Below are 14,705 nucleotides of genomic sequence, written 5' to 3'. Positions count from 1 at the left end.
GGAAAAATAGGGTGTGCCCCTGGAGGGACTCGAACCCCCAACCGTTTCCTTAGGACGGAACTGCTCTTCCATTGAGCTACAGAGGCTGGCCCGTCGAGTCTACCGACCAGCCGTGTCCGGTAGGTTCGCGGCATGACCGTTCGGCGCGCACTGCCCCTCGCCGCCGCGATCATCCTGGCCCTCACGGGCTGCGCGAGCCAACCGCCGCACGACCCACCCGCGGGACCGCAGCTCCCACCCGCCGCCGCGACCCTCGACTACCAGCTCGGCGGCGCGTACGACCCGCCCACTGACGTCGAGATCGTCGTGCGAGACCGGACCGCGGCATCCGTCGACGCCGCCTATTCGGTCTGTTACGTCAACGGATTCCAGACGCAGCCGGGCGAGCTCAACCTCTGGCCCGACGACCTGCTGCTCCGCAATGGCGACGGTGACGTCGTGTTCGACCCGGACTGGCCGGACGAGGCGATCCTCGACACCCGCGAAGCCCACGAGATCGCCGCCATCGTCGGCCCCTGGATCCGCGACTGCGCATCCGACGGGTTCGACGCCGTCGAGTTCGACAACCTCGACACCTACACCCGTACGGACGGCGCCCTCACCCGCGACGACGCGCTCCAGCTCGCCGCCCTGCTCGTCGACACCGCCCACGACGTCGGGCTCGCCGCGGGCCAGAAGAACGCGGCCGAGGACGCCCCGCTCCTCCGTTCCCGCGCAGGCTTCGACTTCGCCGTCGTCGAGGAGTGCGCCGCCTACACCGAGTGCGCGGCGTACACGGAGGTATACGGCGACGCCGTCCTCGCGATCGAATACACCGACAACGTCCCCCGCCCGTGGGACGAGGTGTGCGCGGATCCGGAGACACCGGCATCCGTCGTCCTCCGCGACCGCGACCTCGTCACGCCGGACGACTCGGCCTACGCGTTCGAGCTCTGCGAGTGAGCCCGGCGACGGCCGCCGGCTAGCTCGGAGGCCCGGGATCCTCCGGCGCGGCCCCGCCCCGCTTGCCTGCTCCCGTCTCCCGACGGAGCTGCACGAACCCGGCAGCGATCAGTCCCAACGCGATCACAAGGAACACGATCCGCAAGAACACGTTCGGATCGGAGAAGAACAGCGTCGGGCCGACGCCGGCAAAGGTCGCACCGACGAAGTACCAGACAGCCACCGGCTGGCCATTCGTGTCATTCGTCATCTCGGTCTCCTTTCGCGTCCTCCGACGCTAGCCATGCCAGCCTGCAGCCACTTCCCCCGCGCGACGGAGATGGGCGCACTGCACGCCGGGCGCAGCCGAGACCCTCGGCGCCTGCTCGCGCCGCTCCACTTTCGCTCACTCGGCTCCCGGCGCGGCGAACGAGGCGAGCTGGATCAGGTTGCCCACCGTGTCGTCGAGCACGGCCGTCGTGACAGGACCCTGCGCGAGCGGCGCCTGCGTGAACGTCACCCCGGCCGCCGTCAGCCGCTCGTACTCCGCGTGCACGTCGTCGACCGCGAACGAGCAGAACGGGATGCCGTCCGCCACGAGCGCCTCGGTGAACGGCGGCACCGCCGGATGGTCCTTCGGCTCGAGGGAGAGCTGCGTGCCCGTCGGTGCATCCGGGTCCATCACCGTCAACCACCGGTGCTCCCCCATCGGGATGTCCGCCGCCACCGCAAATCCGAGCTTCTCGCTGTAGAACTCCAACGCGCGCTGCTGGTCGTCGACGAACACGCTGACTGCCTGGATCTTCATGATTCTCCTGAGGTGATCGGCCACCGCTCTGCGATCTGCGCGAGCGGCCGGGTATCGATTCGGTGGAACTTGTAGCGGCCACGACGTTCGCTGTGCACCAGCCCCGCAGCCTCCAGCACGTCCAGGTGCTGCGAGACCGCCTGCCTGCTCGCCGTGCGCCCACGGTTCGACAGGCGCACGCACAGCTCGAACAGCGTCTGCTCGTCCCGCTCGGCGAGGTCGTCCAGGATCAGCCGCCGCGTCTCGTCGGCCAGCGCCTTGAACACATCGCCCATGACCGCATCATAGGCAAGTATCCACTTGCCTATCAAGGGTTCACCGCTTCACGGGACAGCTCCCCGCCCCCGCTTCGCAACCCCGCGGCATCCGACTTGCCAATCCGCGGCATCCGTGGGGTGATGGATGGTCAGTCTTGAGCACGGAGGTCGAATCCGAATGGTGTTGCGCGCGAGTGTCATCGTGCCGGTGTACGAGCCGAAGGAGAACTTCGACGACCTGATCCGCTCGTTCGACCGGCAGACCCTCGACACCGCAGAGTTCGAAGTCCTCCTCTGCGACGACGGCTCCGGCGAGGCCACCCAGGCCCGCCTCGCCGAGGTCGCCCGCACCCGCCCGAACGTCCGCGTCCTCACCCTGCCGCACACCGGCTGGCCGGGAACGCCCCGCAACGCGGGCATCGACGCCGCCGAGGGCACGTACGTCTTCTTCGCCGACCAGGACGACCGGCTCTTCGACGGCGCCCTGCAGGCGATGTGCGACTACGCCGACCGCAACACCTCCGACGTCGTCATCGGCAAGGTCGTCGGCGTCGGCCGCAAGATCCCCGCGGCGATGTTCCGCCGCGACATCCCGTCGGCCGAGCTCGGGCGCGACCCGATCCTCGACATGCTGACGCCGCACAAGATGTTCCGGACGGCGTTCCTGCGCGACCACGGCATCCGCTACCCGGACGGACGCGTGCGCCTCGAAGACCACCTCTTCGTGATGCGCGCCTACTTCGCCGCCCGCACGATCTCGGTCCTCGCCAGCACCCCGTGCTACGCCTGGCTGAAGAACCCGGGCAGCGCCAGCTCGGCGCGCATCGACCCCGACACCTACTTCCCCCACCTCGAAGCCGTCCTCGATCTCGTCGAGAGCAACACCGAACCCGGACGGCTGCGCGACACCCTCCTCCGCCACTGGTATCGCGGAAAGATCCTCAACCGCCTCAGCGGCAAGCGCATCGCCCGCTACCCCGACGAGTACCGCACGCGCTTCTTCGACGCCGTCATCCCCCTCATCCAGCGGCACTTCGGACCGGGCGTCGACGCGAAGCTCTCGCTCCCGCTGCGGGTGCGCTCGGCGTTGCTGCACGCCGACCGCCGCGACGACCTCCTCCGCTTCGCCGAGTTCGAGGCCGGCCTCACCACCCGACCCCAGGTCACGAGTGCCCGCTGGACGCGACGCGGCACCCTCGCGCTCACCGTCGAGGCGCGAATCGTCACCGCGGACGGCGAGCCGCTCGCCTTCGAGTCGATCGCGACGGATGCCAGCGGCCCCACCAGCACCTGGCAACCGCCCGCTCACCTCGCGCTCGGCGACCTCCCCGCCGAGACCCTCGACGCGACCCGCGACCTGACGAAGGACCGGATCGAGCTCGCCATCCGGAACAAGGCGGCGGGAATCGACCGCCGCATCCCCGGCGACCAGCGCCCCGACGGCGCCGCCCGGCACGCCGACCTCGACCCGCTGTTCGTGTTCGGGCGGGACGAGACCTACACGAGCGGGCGCCTCCACGCGACGGTCACGCACGGCGGCTTCGAGATCAGCACCCCGCTGCACGCGGACCCCGCGATCATCGCCGCGCTCGGCCCCTCTCCCCTGCTGGCCGGCCGTCGCTGCGAGCTCGTGCTCGACGAGGACGGCTCCCTCGAGCTGCGCCGGGAGTGGCCGGGCGGGAAGGCGCGGAATCTCATCGCGCGGACGGTCGGACGCCTGCGCCGGACCGTCACCCGACAGGACTAGGACCCTCGCCCCGGCAGGCGTGGTCTCAGCCGAACCGGGTGAAGCCGCCGAGCTGCTGCACGGCCGTCGCCGCGGCATCCGCTCCGCGCTGCCCGACCGAGAACGGGTCCTCGTCGGCGAGGAGCCCGGCCACGAGACCCGCGATGAACGCATCGCCGGCGCCGGTCGGGTCGACGATGGCGGATTCCCGGTGCGCGAAGAGGTGCGACCCCTCCGGCCACACCACCAGATCGCCCTCGCCCGGCACGGCGAGGGCCACGAGCCGAGGGCCCCGCTCGAGCAGGTCGGCCGCGGCGCGCTCGGCATCCGCCCGCGACGAGACGGTCCGTCCCGTGAGCATCTCGGCCTCGGCCGCGTCGGCCCGCACGACCGTCGCCCGGGGCAGCAGCCGATCCCGCGCGGCACCTCCGGTCGCGCCGTCGAGCACGAGGACGGCTCCGGCGTCGTGAGCGATGTCCGCGGCCTCGACCAGCGCCTCCGCATCCTGCTGCAGCTGCAGGACCACGACGCCCGCCGCCCGGAGGACGGATGCCGCCGCCCGCACATCCGACGCCGTCACTATCGCCGCGGCGGGAACGTGCTCCAGCAGCCGACGCTCGCCGCGCCCGTCCGTGACGTCGACGAGGAGCGAGGTCTCGCCGCGCCGCGCGACGGCGGCGATGTCGAGGCCGAGGTCCGTGGCATCCGTCGCCGCCGCATCGCCTGCCGCGTCGGCGCCGAGCACCGCGATCAGCGACACGGCTGCGCCGGGAATCAGCTGAAGCACGCCGGCGGCGATGTTCGCGCCCTTGCCGCCGAGCCGCTCGATCACGCGGGTCACCGGGGCGCTTGCGCCGGCGCCGGGAAGGGCGGCCTGCACCACGAGGTCGCGGGCCGCGGCGCCGACCACCGTGACGCGCCGCCGGGCGGCATCGAGGTCGGGGTGCGGCGGTGCGGGGACCTTCTCGTCGGAGGACATCGATGACAGCCTCGCGCGTCGACCGCTGCGACACCAAACCCGCCGCGTCCGCCGGACCGCCGCGGCTCGTGCCTACGCTTAGTCGGCTTCCGCCTACGGGGTGTAGGATAGGGGTCATGCCCCGCGCCTCACTCTCCCCCGCCGCCGTCGTCGACGCGGCGCGCGACCTCATCGACGCCGAGGGCGCGACAGCCCTCTCGATGTCGGCGGTCGCCCGCCGGGTGAACGTGCAGCCGGCCAGCCTCTACGTCCACATCCGGGACCTCGCCGCGCTGCGGGCCGCGCTGCAGACGTCGATCCTCGCCGAAGTCGCCGACCAGACCGCGGACGCCGTGGCCGGGCGGTCCCGCCTCGACGCGCTCCGCGGCTTCGCGCAGGCGCAGCGCGACTACGCGTTCGCCCACCCGGCGCGGTGGGCGATGCTGCAGGAGCCCGTCGAGGATGCCGCGGCCGCCTCACCGGCGGCATCCCGCGTGTCCTCCCTGCTCCTCGCCGTCCTGCGCGGCTACCGGCTGCCCGAGAGCGAGGGCGTCCACGCCGCGCGCTTCGTCGGCGGCGCCGTGGCCGGCTACCTCGCCCTCGAAGGCGCCCGTTCCTTCGCCCACCGCGATGATTCCACCGAGACGTCCTGGGCGCGCGCGGTCGACGCCATCGACCGGGCACTCACCTCATGGCCGCAGGAGGCACACTCATGATCACGGTTCCCCTCGACGGTTCGATCGTCCGCGGCGCGGCCGAGCTCGAGGCGACGCCTCGCGGCATCCGTCCGCATCGCCTGCCCGCGCACGTGCGCACCCGGTTCCCCGAGCCGCAGCTGCTCGGCGTCGAAGCGCAGCCCGCCGGCGTGAGGGTCGCGTTCCGGACGCCGGCGACGTGCGTCGAGCTCGTGCTGCACGCGACCCGGGCGACGATCCTCGGCGTCGGACGCGCCCGCGGCTGCGTCGACGTGCGCATCGACGGCGAGCTGCACACGAGCGCCGAGCTGGTCGGCGGCGACGTCACCGACACCGACCCTCGGACCGGGCAGACCACCCTGGCCGAGGGCGCGCCCCAATCCGTGGTGCTCGAGGGGCTCGACGCGTCCGACAAGCTCGTCGAGATCTGGCTCCCGCACACCGAGACGGTCGACCTCCTCGCGCTGCACGCCGATGCGCCCGTCGTACCCGATGCGCGCGAACGGCGCCGCTGGGTGCATCACGGCAGCTCGATCAGTCAGGGGTCGAACGCGACGCGGCCGAGCGGCACGTGGCCGGCGATCGCGGCGCACCGCGGTGACGTCGAGCTGCGCAACCTCGGGTTCGGCGGCAGCGCGATGGCCGACCCGTTCCTGGCGCGCGTCATCCGCGACGCGCCCGCCGACCTGATCAGCGTCGCGCTCGGGATCAACGTCGTGAACGCGGACGCCATGCGGCGACGCGCGTTCGTCCCCGCGGTCCACGGGTTCCTCGACACAATCCGCGACGGCCATCCCGACACGCCGCTCGTTCTGATCACGGCGATCCACTGCGCCATCCACGAGAAGACGCCCGGACCGGGGGCGATCGACCCGGAGGCCTTCGCGACGGGCACGCTGCGCTTCACGGCGAGCGGGACGGAGGGCGATACCGCGCTCGGTCGGCTGACGCTCGAGGTCGTCCGCGACGCGCTGCGCGAGGTGTTCGCGCTCCGCGACGACCCGAACCTGCACCTGCTCGACGGCCTGGAGCTGTACGGCGAGACGGATGCCGCCCTCATGCCGCTGCCGGACGGCCTGCACCCGGGCGCCGACGCGCACGAGCTCATCGGCGAGCGCTTCGCCGCCCGTGTGTTCGACGTGGGCGGGGCGTTCGCGGCCGACGCCTGAGCGGCGCCGAACCTCCGTAAACCGTGTGAGTCATGCGGCAAGGCGTGTCAGTGTTTGCATGACGGCGTGGTTCTCGGAATCGTGGCGGGCTCACGCAATCCACGGAAGGGAGCACCATGCTCACACTCACCGAGAACGCCAGCAGTGCCGTCAAGAACCTCGCCTCGCAGATCCCCACCACCACCGGTGGCCTGCGCATCGCCGAGGCCGCAAACCCCGAGAGCGGCTACGCCCTCTCTCTCGCCCAGGCCCCCGAGGCGGGCGACACCGTCGTGGAGAGCGACGGCGCACGCGTCTTCGTCGACGAGGCGGCGAACGTCGCGCTCGACGACCGCATCCTCGACGCCCGCGTCCAGGAGGACGGGTCCGTCGGCTTCGCGCTCGCGCAGGCCGTCTGACGCCACACCCAGGCTTCGAGAGCCCCGGTCCCCTGCGGGATCGGGGCTCTCGCCGTTGTGAGGGACGTCGTCGAGGCGGGCGCGCCGGCATCCGTCAGTCGAAGATGCGCCGCCACACGTTCGTGTCGGCGAGGTCGAGAAGCTCGTCGCCGCGACCCGACAGCACCGTCTTCAGGGCCCACATCGTGAAGCCCTTCGCCTGTGCGACGGTGATCGCAGGCGGGATCGACAGTTCGTCGCGGGCCGTCACGACGTCGACGAGAACGGGACCGGTGCTCGCGAACGCCTGCTCGAGCGCCGGACGCAGATCCTTGCCGCGCTCGACACGGATGCCGGTGATCCCCATCGCCTGGGCGACGTCGGCGAAGTTCGGGTTGGCCAGCTCCGTCCCGAACGTGACGATGCCGGCGGCCTTCATCTCGAGCTCGATGAAGTTGAGCGACGAGTTGTTGAACACGACGACGACCACCGGAAGGTCGTTCTGCCGTGCCGAGAGCAGGTCGCCGAGGAGCATCGTGAGGCCGCCGTCGCCGGCGAGCGCGACGACCTGGCGGCGGCGGTCCGACGCCTTGGCGCCGAGCGCCTGCGGCAGCGCGTTGGCCATCGACCCGTGACTGAACGACCCGATCAGCCGGCGCCGGCCGTTCATGGTCAGGTAGCGCGACGCCCAGATGACGGGGCTGCCGACGTCCGCGGTGAAGACGGCGTCGTCCGCGGCGAGCTCGTCGACCATGCGCGCGACGTACTGCGGATGCATCGGGGCCTTGCCGTCGTCGACGGCGAGGTCGTCCAGGGAGTTCCGGGTCTTGGCGTAATGGTCGACGCTGTCCTTCAGGTGCCGACCGCTGCGGCCGGTATCGATCATCGGCAGCAGCTCGGTGATCGTCTCGCGGACTCCCCCGACGATGCCGACGTCGATCGCGGTGCGGCGGCCGAGCTGCTCGCCGCGGATGTCGACCTGCACGATCTTCGCGTCCTGCGGCAGGAACTGGCGATAGGGGAAGTCGGTGCCGAGCATGAGCAGGGCATCGCATTTCTCCATGGCGCGGTAGCCCGAGGCGAAGCCGAGGAGCCCCGTCATCCCGACGTCGTAGGGGTTGTCCCACTCGATGTGCTCCTTGCCGCGCAGGGCGTGCACGATCGGCGCCTGCAGGGCTTCGGCGAGCGCGATGACCTCGTCGTGCGCGTCGGCGACGCCGGCTCCGGCGAGGATCGTGACCTTCTTCGCCGCGTTCAGGACGTCGGCGGCGAGGTTCAGCTCACCGTCGAGCGGCACCACGCGGCGCAGCGCCCTGCGGATGGGGGCGGTGGGCCGACGTTCGGGCGCGTCCTGGAAGAAGACGTCACCGGGGACGGCGACGACGGCCACGCCGCGCTTCTCGACGGCGCTCCGCATCGCGATCTCGAGGACGTACGGCAGCTGCACCGGATCGGCGAGGAGCTCGGAATAGACGCTGCACTCGCGGAACAGCTCCTGCGGGTGCGTCTCCTGGAAGTAGCCGCCGCCGATCTCGGCGGACGGGATGTGCGAGGCGATCGCGAGCACCGGGACCCGGTTGCGGTTCGCGTCGAACAGACCGTTGATGAAGTGGAGGTTGCCGGGGCCGCTGGATCCCGCGACGACGGCGAGATCGCCGGTCATCTCGGCATCCGCTCCCGCGGCGAAGGCGGCGGCCTCTTCGTGGCGCATGTGCAACCACTCGATGCGGCCGTCCCTGCGGAGCGCGTCCGTGAAGGCGTTGAGGGAGTCGCCCGCGAGACCCCAGATCCGGGTGACTCCCGCGCGGACCAGGCTGTCGATGAAGAACTCTGCGACGTTCGGCATGGCCGCCACGGTACGCCGGGCTCCTTGGATGTCGACCCCCCTTGCGGAACGGGCCTCGCGCGAGACGGACGATCCGGTGCGAGACGGACGTCGCCGCCGTGCGTCTCGTCGCAGAACGTCCGCCTCGCCGAGACGGATGCCGCCGGCACCGGCATCCGCTCACCGGAAGTCGCGGGAGCGGTGCTGCACGCCGACGCGCAGGTCCTCGAAGCCGTCGGCGACGAGGTTGGTCACGCCCTCCGGCGAGCGCTCCAGCATCCCGCGGGCGATCAGCGCAGGACTGTCGCGCAGGATCCGCCGATACCGGTTCCACACCCCGACCGAGCAGATCACGTTCATCACCCCGTGCTCGTCCTCGAGGTTGAGGAACGTGACCCCGGATGCCGTCGCCGGCCGCTGCCGGTGGGTGACGAGCCCCGCGACCTCGATCCGCCGCCCGATCTCATGGGTGCGCATGCCGCGCGAGGTCACGACGCCCCGGGCATCCAACTGCGACCGGTAGTGCGTCACCGGATGGTCATCGGCCGACACCCCCGTCGCCCAGAGGTCCGCGGCGAGCACGTCGTAGCTCGACTGGTCGGGGAACAGCGGCGGCTGCACCGACACCAGCGACCCCTCGAGGAACTCCTGCCGGTCCTGCGCCGCATCCCCGGCCAGCCAGATCCCCTCCCGTCGGCTGATCCCGAGACACTCGAACGCCCCGGCGGTGGCGAGCGCCTCGAGCTGCGCCGTCGTCGCGCCGGTGCGCCGCACCAGGTCGCGCAGATCCCGGAACGGGCCCGCCGCATCCCGCTCCGCGATGATCTTCCGCGCCAACGGCACTCCGATGCCGGTGACGGATGCCAGTCCCAGCCGCACCGCGAACGCCCCATCGCGCCGATGGGCGGCCGACTCGTCCGGCTTCGACGCGTCGAACACCGGCACCGGCGGCTGGATCCTCTCGCCGCACGACGGACGCCCCGTGGGGACGCGGCGGTGCGCGCCCGGCAGCACCGACTCGATCCCGGCATCCACCCCCGACGCGTGCAGGTCGGGTCGCCGCACCTCCACGCCGTGCCGGCGGGCGTCGGCGGTGAGCGTCGCCGGCGAGTAGAACCCCATCGGCTGCGCCCGCAGGAGTGCGGCGAGGAACGCCGCCGGATAGTGCAGCTTCAGCCACGACGACGCGTACACGAGCAGCCCGAACGACAGCGAGTGGCTCTCGGCGAAGCCGAAGTTCGCGAACGCCTGGATCTTCGCGTAGATGTCGTCCGCGACATCGCCCTCGAGCCCGTTCGCGGCCATGCCCTCGTACAGCTTCTTCTTCAGCGAGTCGATCCGCTCGATGCCGCGCTTCGAGCCCATCGCGCGTCGCAGCAGGTCGGCATCCTCCCCCGTCAGCCCGCCGACGGCCATGCCCATCTGCATGAGCTGCTCCTGGAACACCGGGATGCCGAGGGTCCGCTCCAGCACCGGCTTGAGCTTCTCGTGCGCGTAGGTGACCGGCTCATGACCGAGCTTGCGTCGCACGAACGGGTGCACGGCGCCGCCCTGGATGGGCCCGGGCCGGATCAGCGCGATCTCGATCACCAGGTCGTAGAAGGCGCGTGGCTGAAGCCGCGGCAGCAGCCCCATCTGCGCCCGCGACTCGACCTGGAACACCCCGATCGAATCGGCCCGGCACAGCATGTCGTACACCGCCGCCTCCTCCTTCGGCATGGTGTCGAGGCTCCACCGCTCCCCCGTCGCCGCCTCGATCATGTCGAAGCAGTACTGCAGCGCCGCGAGCATCCCGAGGCCCAGCAGGTCGAACTTCACGAGCCCCATCCATGCCGCGTCGTCCTTGTCCCACTGGATGACGGTGCGGTTCTCCATGCGCGCATGCTCGATCGGCACCACCTCGCCGACGGGCCGGTCGGTGAGCACCATGCCACCGGAGTGGATGCCGAGGTGTCGCGGGGCCTTCAGCAGCTCGGACGCGTACGCGATCACCCGGTCGGGGATGTCGTGATCGCCGGGAGTGTCCACCGTGCCGCCCCAGCGCTCCACCTGCTTCGACCAGGCGTCCTGCTGTCCCGGCGAATGCCCGAGCGCCTTCGCCATGTCGCGCACCGCGTTCTTCGGGCGGTACTGGATGACGTTCGCCACCTGCGCCGCCCGGTCGCGCCCGTAGGTCTCGTAGACCCACTGGATGATCTCCTCGCGGCGGTCCGAGTCGAAGTCGACGTCGATGTCGGGCTCCTCCTCGCGCAGCGCCGACAGGAACCGCTCGAACGGCAGGTCGTAGAAGATCGAATCGATCGCGGTGATGTCGAGCAGGTAGCAGACGGCGCTGTTCGCCGCCGATCCGCGCCCCTGGCACAGGATGCCGCGGCGTCGCGCCTCCTGCACGATGCCGTGCACGATGAGGAAGTATCCCGGGAAGTCCTTCTGCTCGATGACCCCGAGCTCCTTCTCGATGCGGGCGCGGTTCTCGTCGGTGGCATCCGGATACTTGCGCGGCACCGCCTCCCACACGAGGTGCCGCAGCCAGCTCATCGGCGTGTGCCCGTCGGGCACCGGCATCTTCGGCAGCGCGGGCTTGGCACGCCGCAGCGGGAACGCCAGCTCATCGGCGAGCTCCACGGTGCGGGCGATCGCCGCCGGGTGGCGGCGGAACCGCCGCGCCATCTCGGCGCCCGACCGCAGGTGCGCGCTCGCGTTGGACGGCAGCCAGCCGTCGAGCTCGTCGAGGCCGCGGTTCGCGCGGACCGCGGCGACCGCCGCCGCCAGGTGCACCTTCTCGGGGACCGCGTAGTGCACGTTGTTGGTCGCGACGACCGGCAGGCCGCGCTCGGCGGCGAGCGCGGCGAGCGCGTCGTTGTCGCGGGAGTCGGTCGGGGCACCGTGGTCGATGAGCTCCACCTCGACCCGGTCGGAGCCGAACAGGCCGACGAGACGGTCGATCTCGGCCCCCGCGTCGTCGGGGCCGCCGTCCCGGAGGGCACGGCGGACCGCACCCTTCCGGCATCCGGTGAGGACCGTCCAGTGCCCGCCCGCACGCTCCGCCAGCTCGTCGAGGTCGTAGACGGGTTTGCCCTTCTCGCCGCCGGCGAGCTGCGCGGCCGTGATCGCCGCGGCGAGCCGGTGATACCCCTCCTCGCCGCGTGCCAGGACCAGCAGGTGCGTGGCGTGCGGGTCGGCCTCGCCGTTCTGCGGGCCGGGCAGCCCCAGCGACAGCTCCGCGCCGAACACGGTCTTCACGGTCAGATGCTCGGCCGCCTCGGCGAACCGGACGATGCCGTAGAACCCGTCGTGGTCGGTCACGGCGAGCGCGTGCAGACCGAGCCGCTCCGCCTCCTCCACGAGGTCCTCGGGCGATGACGCCCCGTCGAGGAACGAGAACGACGAATGGGCGTGGAGCTCGGCGTACGGCACGACGTCGGCGGGCCGCTCGATCTCGGGCGGACGGTACGTCCCGCGCTTGTGCGACCAGGCGGGACTGTCGCCGCCGTCGGCGCCGCCGGGGGTCGTCTTGGGGCGCCGCCGGTCGCTGAGGAGGCGCTCCATCTCGGACCAGCTCACCGACGGATTGTTGCCCCAGCCCATCAGTCGTACCTCCCCTCGGCATGCCAGACACCCTCTTCGCAGACCAGCAGCCACGCGGTCTGCGCGTCGTCGACCACCTGGAACCGGTGTGCGCGCCGGGCGCGGGCGGCATCCCACCCCCGTTCCATCACCGGCCACGGCCCTGCCCAGGTCTCGATGCGCCGCGGATGCCGCGGGCGCGGCGATCCGGACGCGTCCGGCGCGCCGGGCAGTGTCAGGGCGACCGGGTCGGCGGTCAGCTCGCCGCGTCCGTCGACGGCCACCATGTCGCCGTCGGCGTCGGTCACGGCGACCGGGACCGGCTCGGGGAACACCGTCGCCGGCAGCGGGTCGGGCAGGCTTCCCGGCCACGGCCGCGCCCGCTCCGCCACGGCGGCCCGGTCACCCCACGGCACGAGCACCTGCCGCTCGTTCAGCCACCGCCCGCCGCCGACCTGCGGCGTCACGACACCGCGATGGCCGAGCATCGCCTGCACGCGCGACAGCGCCGAGTGCACGCGCTCCTCGGGCCCCGACCCGAACAGCCCCTTCACGTGGTGCGACGCCTCGTCGACCGTCTCGGGCTCGATCCGCACCGCCGCGACGGGGCTCCGGAGCCCCCGCTCGGCGAGCTGCCAGCGCACCCGGTCGACGACGGCCGCCGCGTCGAACGCGCCGGGATGCAGCCACACCCGCTCGCTGTGCTCGCCGCGATCGCCGGTCAGCGCGACACGCAACTCGGTGCAGACGAGGTCGACGGCGCCGAGCGCGGCGATGAACTCCTCGGCCGCGACGCGCACGCCGAACGCCACCTGGTCGGCGATCTCGAGCGGCGGCTCGAAGGTCACCTCGCGGTGCAGCTCGGGCGGCGGCTTCCGCGGCTGCACGGGCTGCGAATCGCGACCGGATGCCAGTGCGTGCAGGCGCGCGCCGCGCGGGCCGAGCCGTTCGACGAGCCGCTCGGTCGGGAGGGCGGCGAGCTGACCGAGAGTGTGGATGCCGAGCCGCGCGAACAGGCTCGCGATGGCCTCGTCCTCGAGCGCCGTCACCGGGAGCGGCGACAGGAACGCGGCGGCCCCACCCGGCGGCACCATGCGCAGCGGCGCATCGGGACCGGTGGAGCGGGCCGCCTGCTCGGCGGTGAACGGACCGTCGGCGACCCCGGCCCGCACGTCGTGCACGCCAAGCTCGGCGAGCGCGCCGGTCAGTGCGGTCGCGGCACCCGCCTCGCCGCCGTAGAACCGGGCCGGTCCGCGCACCCGCAGGGCGCAGAGCCCCGGCTCACGCAGCTGCACCCCGGGGGCGATCTCCTCGAGCTTCGCGATGAGCGGGGCGAACGTGCGGTGATCGCGGGTCTCGTCGGCGTCGACGACGACGAGCTGCGGGCACCGCGCCTGCGCGTCGCGGCGTCGCTGCCCGCGCCGCACACCGTCGGCGCGGGCGGCGGGCGAGCATGCCGCGACCATCCCCTTCGCGAACACCGCGATCGGCTGGCCGACCTCGGCCGCCCCCTCGCGGGCCAGCGCGACCACCGGCCAGTCGGGCACCCAGACGACGAGGCTGCGCACCGGCCCGGTCCCGGGAGCGACCGTCGCGGCGCGGGCCGTCACCCCGGCCATCAGCTCACCGCCCGCATCGGCCGCAGCTGCTCCACCGGCTGCACCGGCTGCTCCGTGACGGCGATCGATCCGTCCGGAGCGGGCAGCAGCAGCCGCGACGACCGCGGCATCGGAAAGCGACGACTCGACACCGTGACGGTCAGCTCCCGGTCCGACAGGACGCCGTAGCCGTCGCCGAGGCCCGACCAGCGGGCATCCGTCACGTCGATCATCGCCTCGGTCTGCGGCCACGGTCCCTGCACCAGCAGGACCACGCCGCGCTCACGCATGCGCGCCGCGAGGCGGGAGACGTCGGCGTCCTTCGCCCGGCTCGGCGGGCGCACCGCGACCACGGGCAGCACATCGGCGATCGTCGCCGTCACGGTGAGCCAGCGCGGTCCCGGCTCGGGGATGAGCACCAGGTGGGACAGATCCACCCCGGCGCTCTCTGCCGCCTCGGCGCCGAGTCCCGGCATCCCGACCACCCCGCACCAGCTGCCGGTCTGCGACGGCTGCGCGAGCAGGGCGAACAGCAGCGACATCGACCGGCCCAGCGAGTAGGACGATCCCGGTCGCAGTCCGCCGCCCGGCAGCAGCTCGGCGAGGGCAGGATGGGTGGGGAGCGGAGGCGCATCGAGCTTGCGCCCTTGGATCTGCGCGAGCTGCGCACGCAGACGCTGCACTTCTTGTGCAGTCGCAGTGTCGCGCACGATAGATCTCACCTCGACATGGTAGAAGCTTTGTTCGATGACCTCAACCGGTCGAGATCGAAGATACGCACGACCTCCGACATCACGACGAGCC

The 14,705-nt window shown here is 72.0% G+C and carries 13 protein-coding genes and 1 tRNA gene; 5 read left to right on the top strand and 9 right to left on the bottom strand.

Going from position 1 to position 14,705, the window contains the following annotated elements:
* Positions 1 to 14: 14 nt before the first annotated feature.
* Positions 15 to 86 (bottom strand) — tRNA-Arg (locus AB3M83_RS12080).
* Between the two features lie 46 nt (positions 87 to 132).
* On the opposite strand from AB3M83_RS12080, the gene AB3M83_RS12075 reads away from it, so the two are divergent.
* On the top strand, positions 133 to 942 hold the full coding sequence (locus tag AB3M83_RS12075; RefSeq protein ID WP_412948435.1) for an endo alpha-1,4 polygalactosaminidase: 810 nt from the start codon (positions 133 to 135) through the stop codon (positions 940 to 942).
* Between the two features lie 19 nt (positions 943 to 961).
* Here the strand turns inward: AB3M83_RS12075 and AB3M83_RS12070 are convergent, their stop codons facing one another.
* The 3 genes from AB3M83_RS12070 to AB3M83_RS12060 all read right to left on the bottom strand — a co-directional run bounded on the left by AB3M83_RS12070 (position 962) and on the right by AB3M83_RS12060 (position 2,004).
* Complete coding sequence (locus AB3M83_RS12070; protein WP_412948432.1) at positions 962 to 1,192, bottom strand: hypothetical protein; 231 nt, start codon at positions 1,190 to 1,192, stop codon at positions 962 to 964.
* A gap of 135 nt (positions 1,193 to 1,327) precedes the next feature.
* Positions 1,328 to 1,729, bottom strand: a complete 402-nt coding sequence (locus AB3M83_RS12065; RefSeq protein ID WP_412948429.1) for a VOC family protein — start codon at positions 1,727 to 1,729, stop codon at positions 1,328 to 1,330.
* Complete coding sequence (locus AB3M83_RS12060; RefSeq protein ID WP_412948427.1) at positions 1,726 to 2,004, bottom strand: ArsR/SmtB family transcription factor; 279 nt, start codon at positions 2,002 to 2,004, stop codon at positions 1,726 to 1,728. The genes AB3M83_RS12065 and AB3M83_RS12060 overlap by 4 nt, the downstream gene beginning before the upstream one ends.
* A 163-nt stretch (positions 2,005 to 2,167) precedes the next feature.
* Between AB3M83_RS12060 and AB3M83_RS12055 the strand changes: the two genes are divergently transcribed.
* On the top strand, positions 2,168 to 3,733 hold the full coding sequence (locus AB3M83_RS12055; protein WP_412948425.1) for a glycosyltransferase family 2 protein: 1,566 nt from the start codon (positions 2,168 to 2,170) through the stop codon (positions 3,731 to 3,733).
* 25 nt (positions 3,734 to 3,758) lie between these two features.
* Here AB3M83_RS12055 and AB3M83_RS12050 read toward each other — a convergent pair whose 3' ends face one another.
* Complete coding sequence (locus AB3M83_RS12050; protein ID WP_412948423.1) at positions 3,759 to 4,691, bottom strand: PfkB family carbohydrate kinase; 933 nt, start codon at positions 4,689 to 4,691, stop codon at positions 3,759 to 3,761.
* A 116-nt stretch (positions 4,692 to 4,807) separates the two neighbouring features.
* Between AB3M83_RS12050 and AB3M83_RS12045 the strand changes: the two genes are divergently transcribed.
* The 3 genes from AB3M83_RS12045 to AB3M83_RS12035 all read left to right on the top strand — a co-directional run bounded on the left by AB3M83_RS12045 (position 4,808) and on the right by AB3M83_RS12035 (position 6,932).
* Positions 4,808 to 5,386, top strand: a complete 579-nt coding sequence (locus AB3M83_RS12045) for a TetR/AcrR family transcriptional regulator (RefSeq protein ID WP_412948420.1) — start codon at positions 4,808 to 4,810, stop codon at positions 5,384 to 5,386.
* On the top strand, positions 5,383 to 6,534 hold the full coding sequence (locus AB3M83_RS12040) for a GDSL-type esterase/lipase family protein (protein ID WP_412948417.1): 1,152 nt from the start codon (positions 5,383 to 5,385) through the stop codon (positions 6,532 to 6,534). Before AB3M83_RS12045 ends, AB3M83_RS12040 begins: the two co-directional genes overlap by 4 nt.
* A gap of 116 nt (positions 6,535 to 6,650) precedes the next feature.
* Positions 6,651 to 6,932 (top strand): HesB/IscA family protein, encoded by a 282-nt coding sequence (locus tag AB3M83_RS12035; RefSeq protein ID WP_412948415.1) that lies wholly within the window; start codon positions 6,651 to 6,653, stop codon positions 6,930 to 6,932.
* Between the two features lie 94 nt (positions 6,933 to 7,026).
* Here AB3M83_RS12035 and poxB read toward each other — a convergent pair whose 3' ends face one another.
* From poxB to AB3M83_RS12015, 4 genes are all read right to left on the bottom strand, one after another.
* Entirely contained in the window at positions 7,027 to 8,757 is a 1,731-nt protein-coding gene (gene poxB, locus AB3M83_RS12030; RefSeq protein ID WP_412948413.1) for a ubiquinone-dependent pyruvate dehydrogenase, read from the bottom strand.
* A 159-nt stretch (positions 8,758 to 8,916) separates the two neighbouring features.
* The gene (locus AB3M83_RS12025) at positions 8,917 to 12,324 is read right to left on the bottom strand and encodes an error-prone DNA polymerase (RefSeq protein ID WP_412948410.1); all 3,408 of its coding nucleotides are present in this window, start codon (positions 12,322 to 12,324) and stop codon (positions 8,917 to 8,919) included.
* Positions 12,324 to 13,922 (bottom strand): DNA polymerase Y family protein, encoded by a 1,599-nt coding sequence (locus AB3M83_RS12020; protein ID WP_412948408.1) that lies wholly within the window; start codon positions 13,920 to 13,922, stop codon positions 12,324 to 12,326. Before AB3M83_RS12020 ends, AB3M83_RS12025 begins: the two co-directional genes overlap by 1 nt.
* On the bottom strand, positions 13,922 to 14,611 hold the full coding sequence (locus AB3M83_RS12015) for a hypothetical protein (protein ID WP_412948406.1): 690 nt from the start codon (positions 14,609 to 14,611) through the stop codon (positions 13,922 to 13,924). Before AB3M83_RS12015 ends, AB3M83_RS12020 begins: the two co-directional genes overlap by 1 nt.
* Between the last annotated feature and the right edge of the window lie 94 nt (positions 14,612 to 14,705).

It is taken from the genome of Microbacterium pasadenense (assembly GCF_047246565.1).
In the GTDB taxonomy this organism is placed as follows: Bacteria; Actinomycetota; Actinomycetes; order Actinomycetales; family Microbacteriaceae; genus Microbacterium.
The sequence above is the reverse complement of the archived record's forward strand: the minus strand, read 5'-3'. Positions and strand labels throughout refer to the sequence as shown.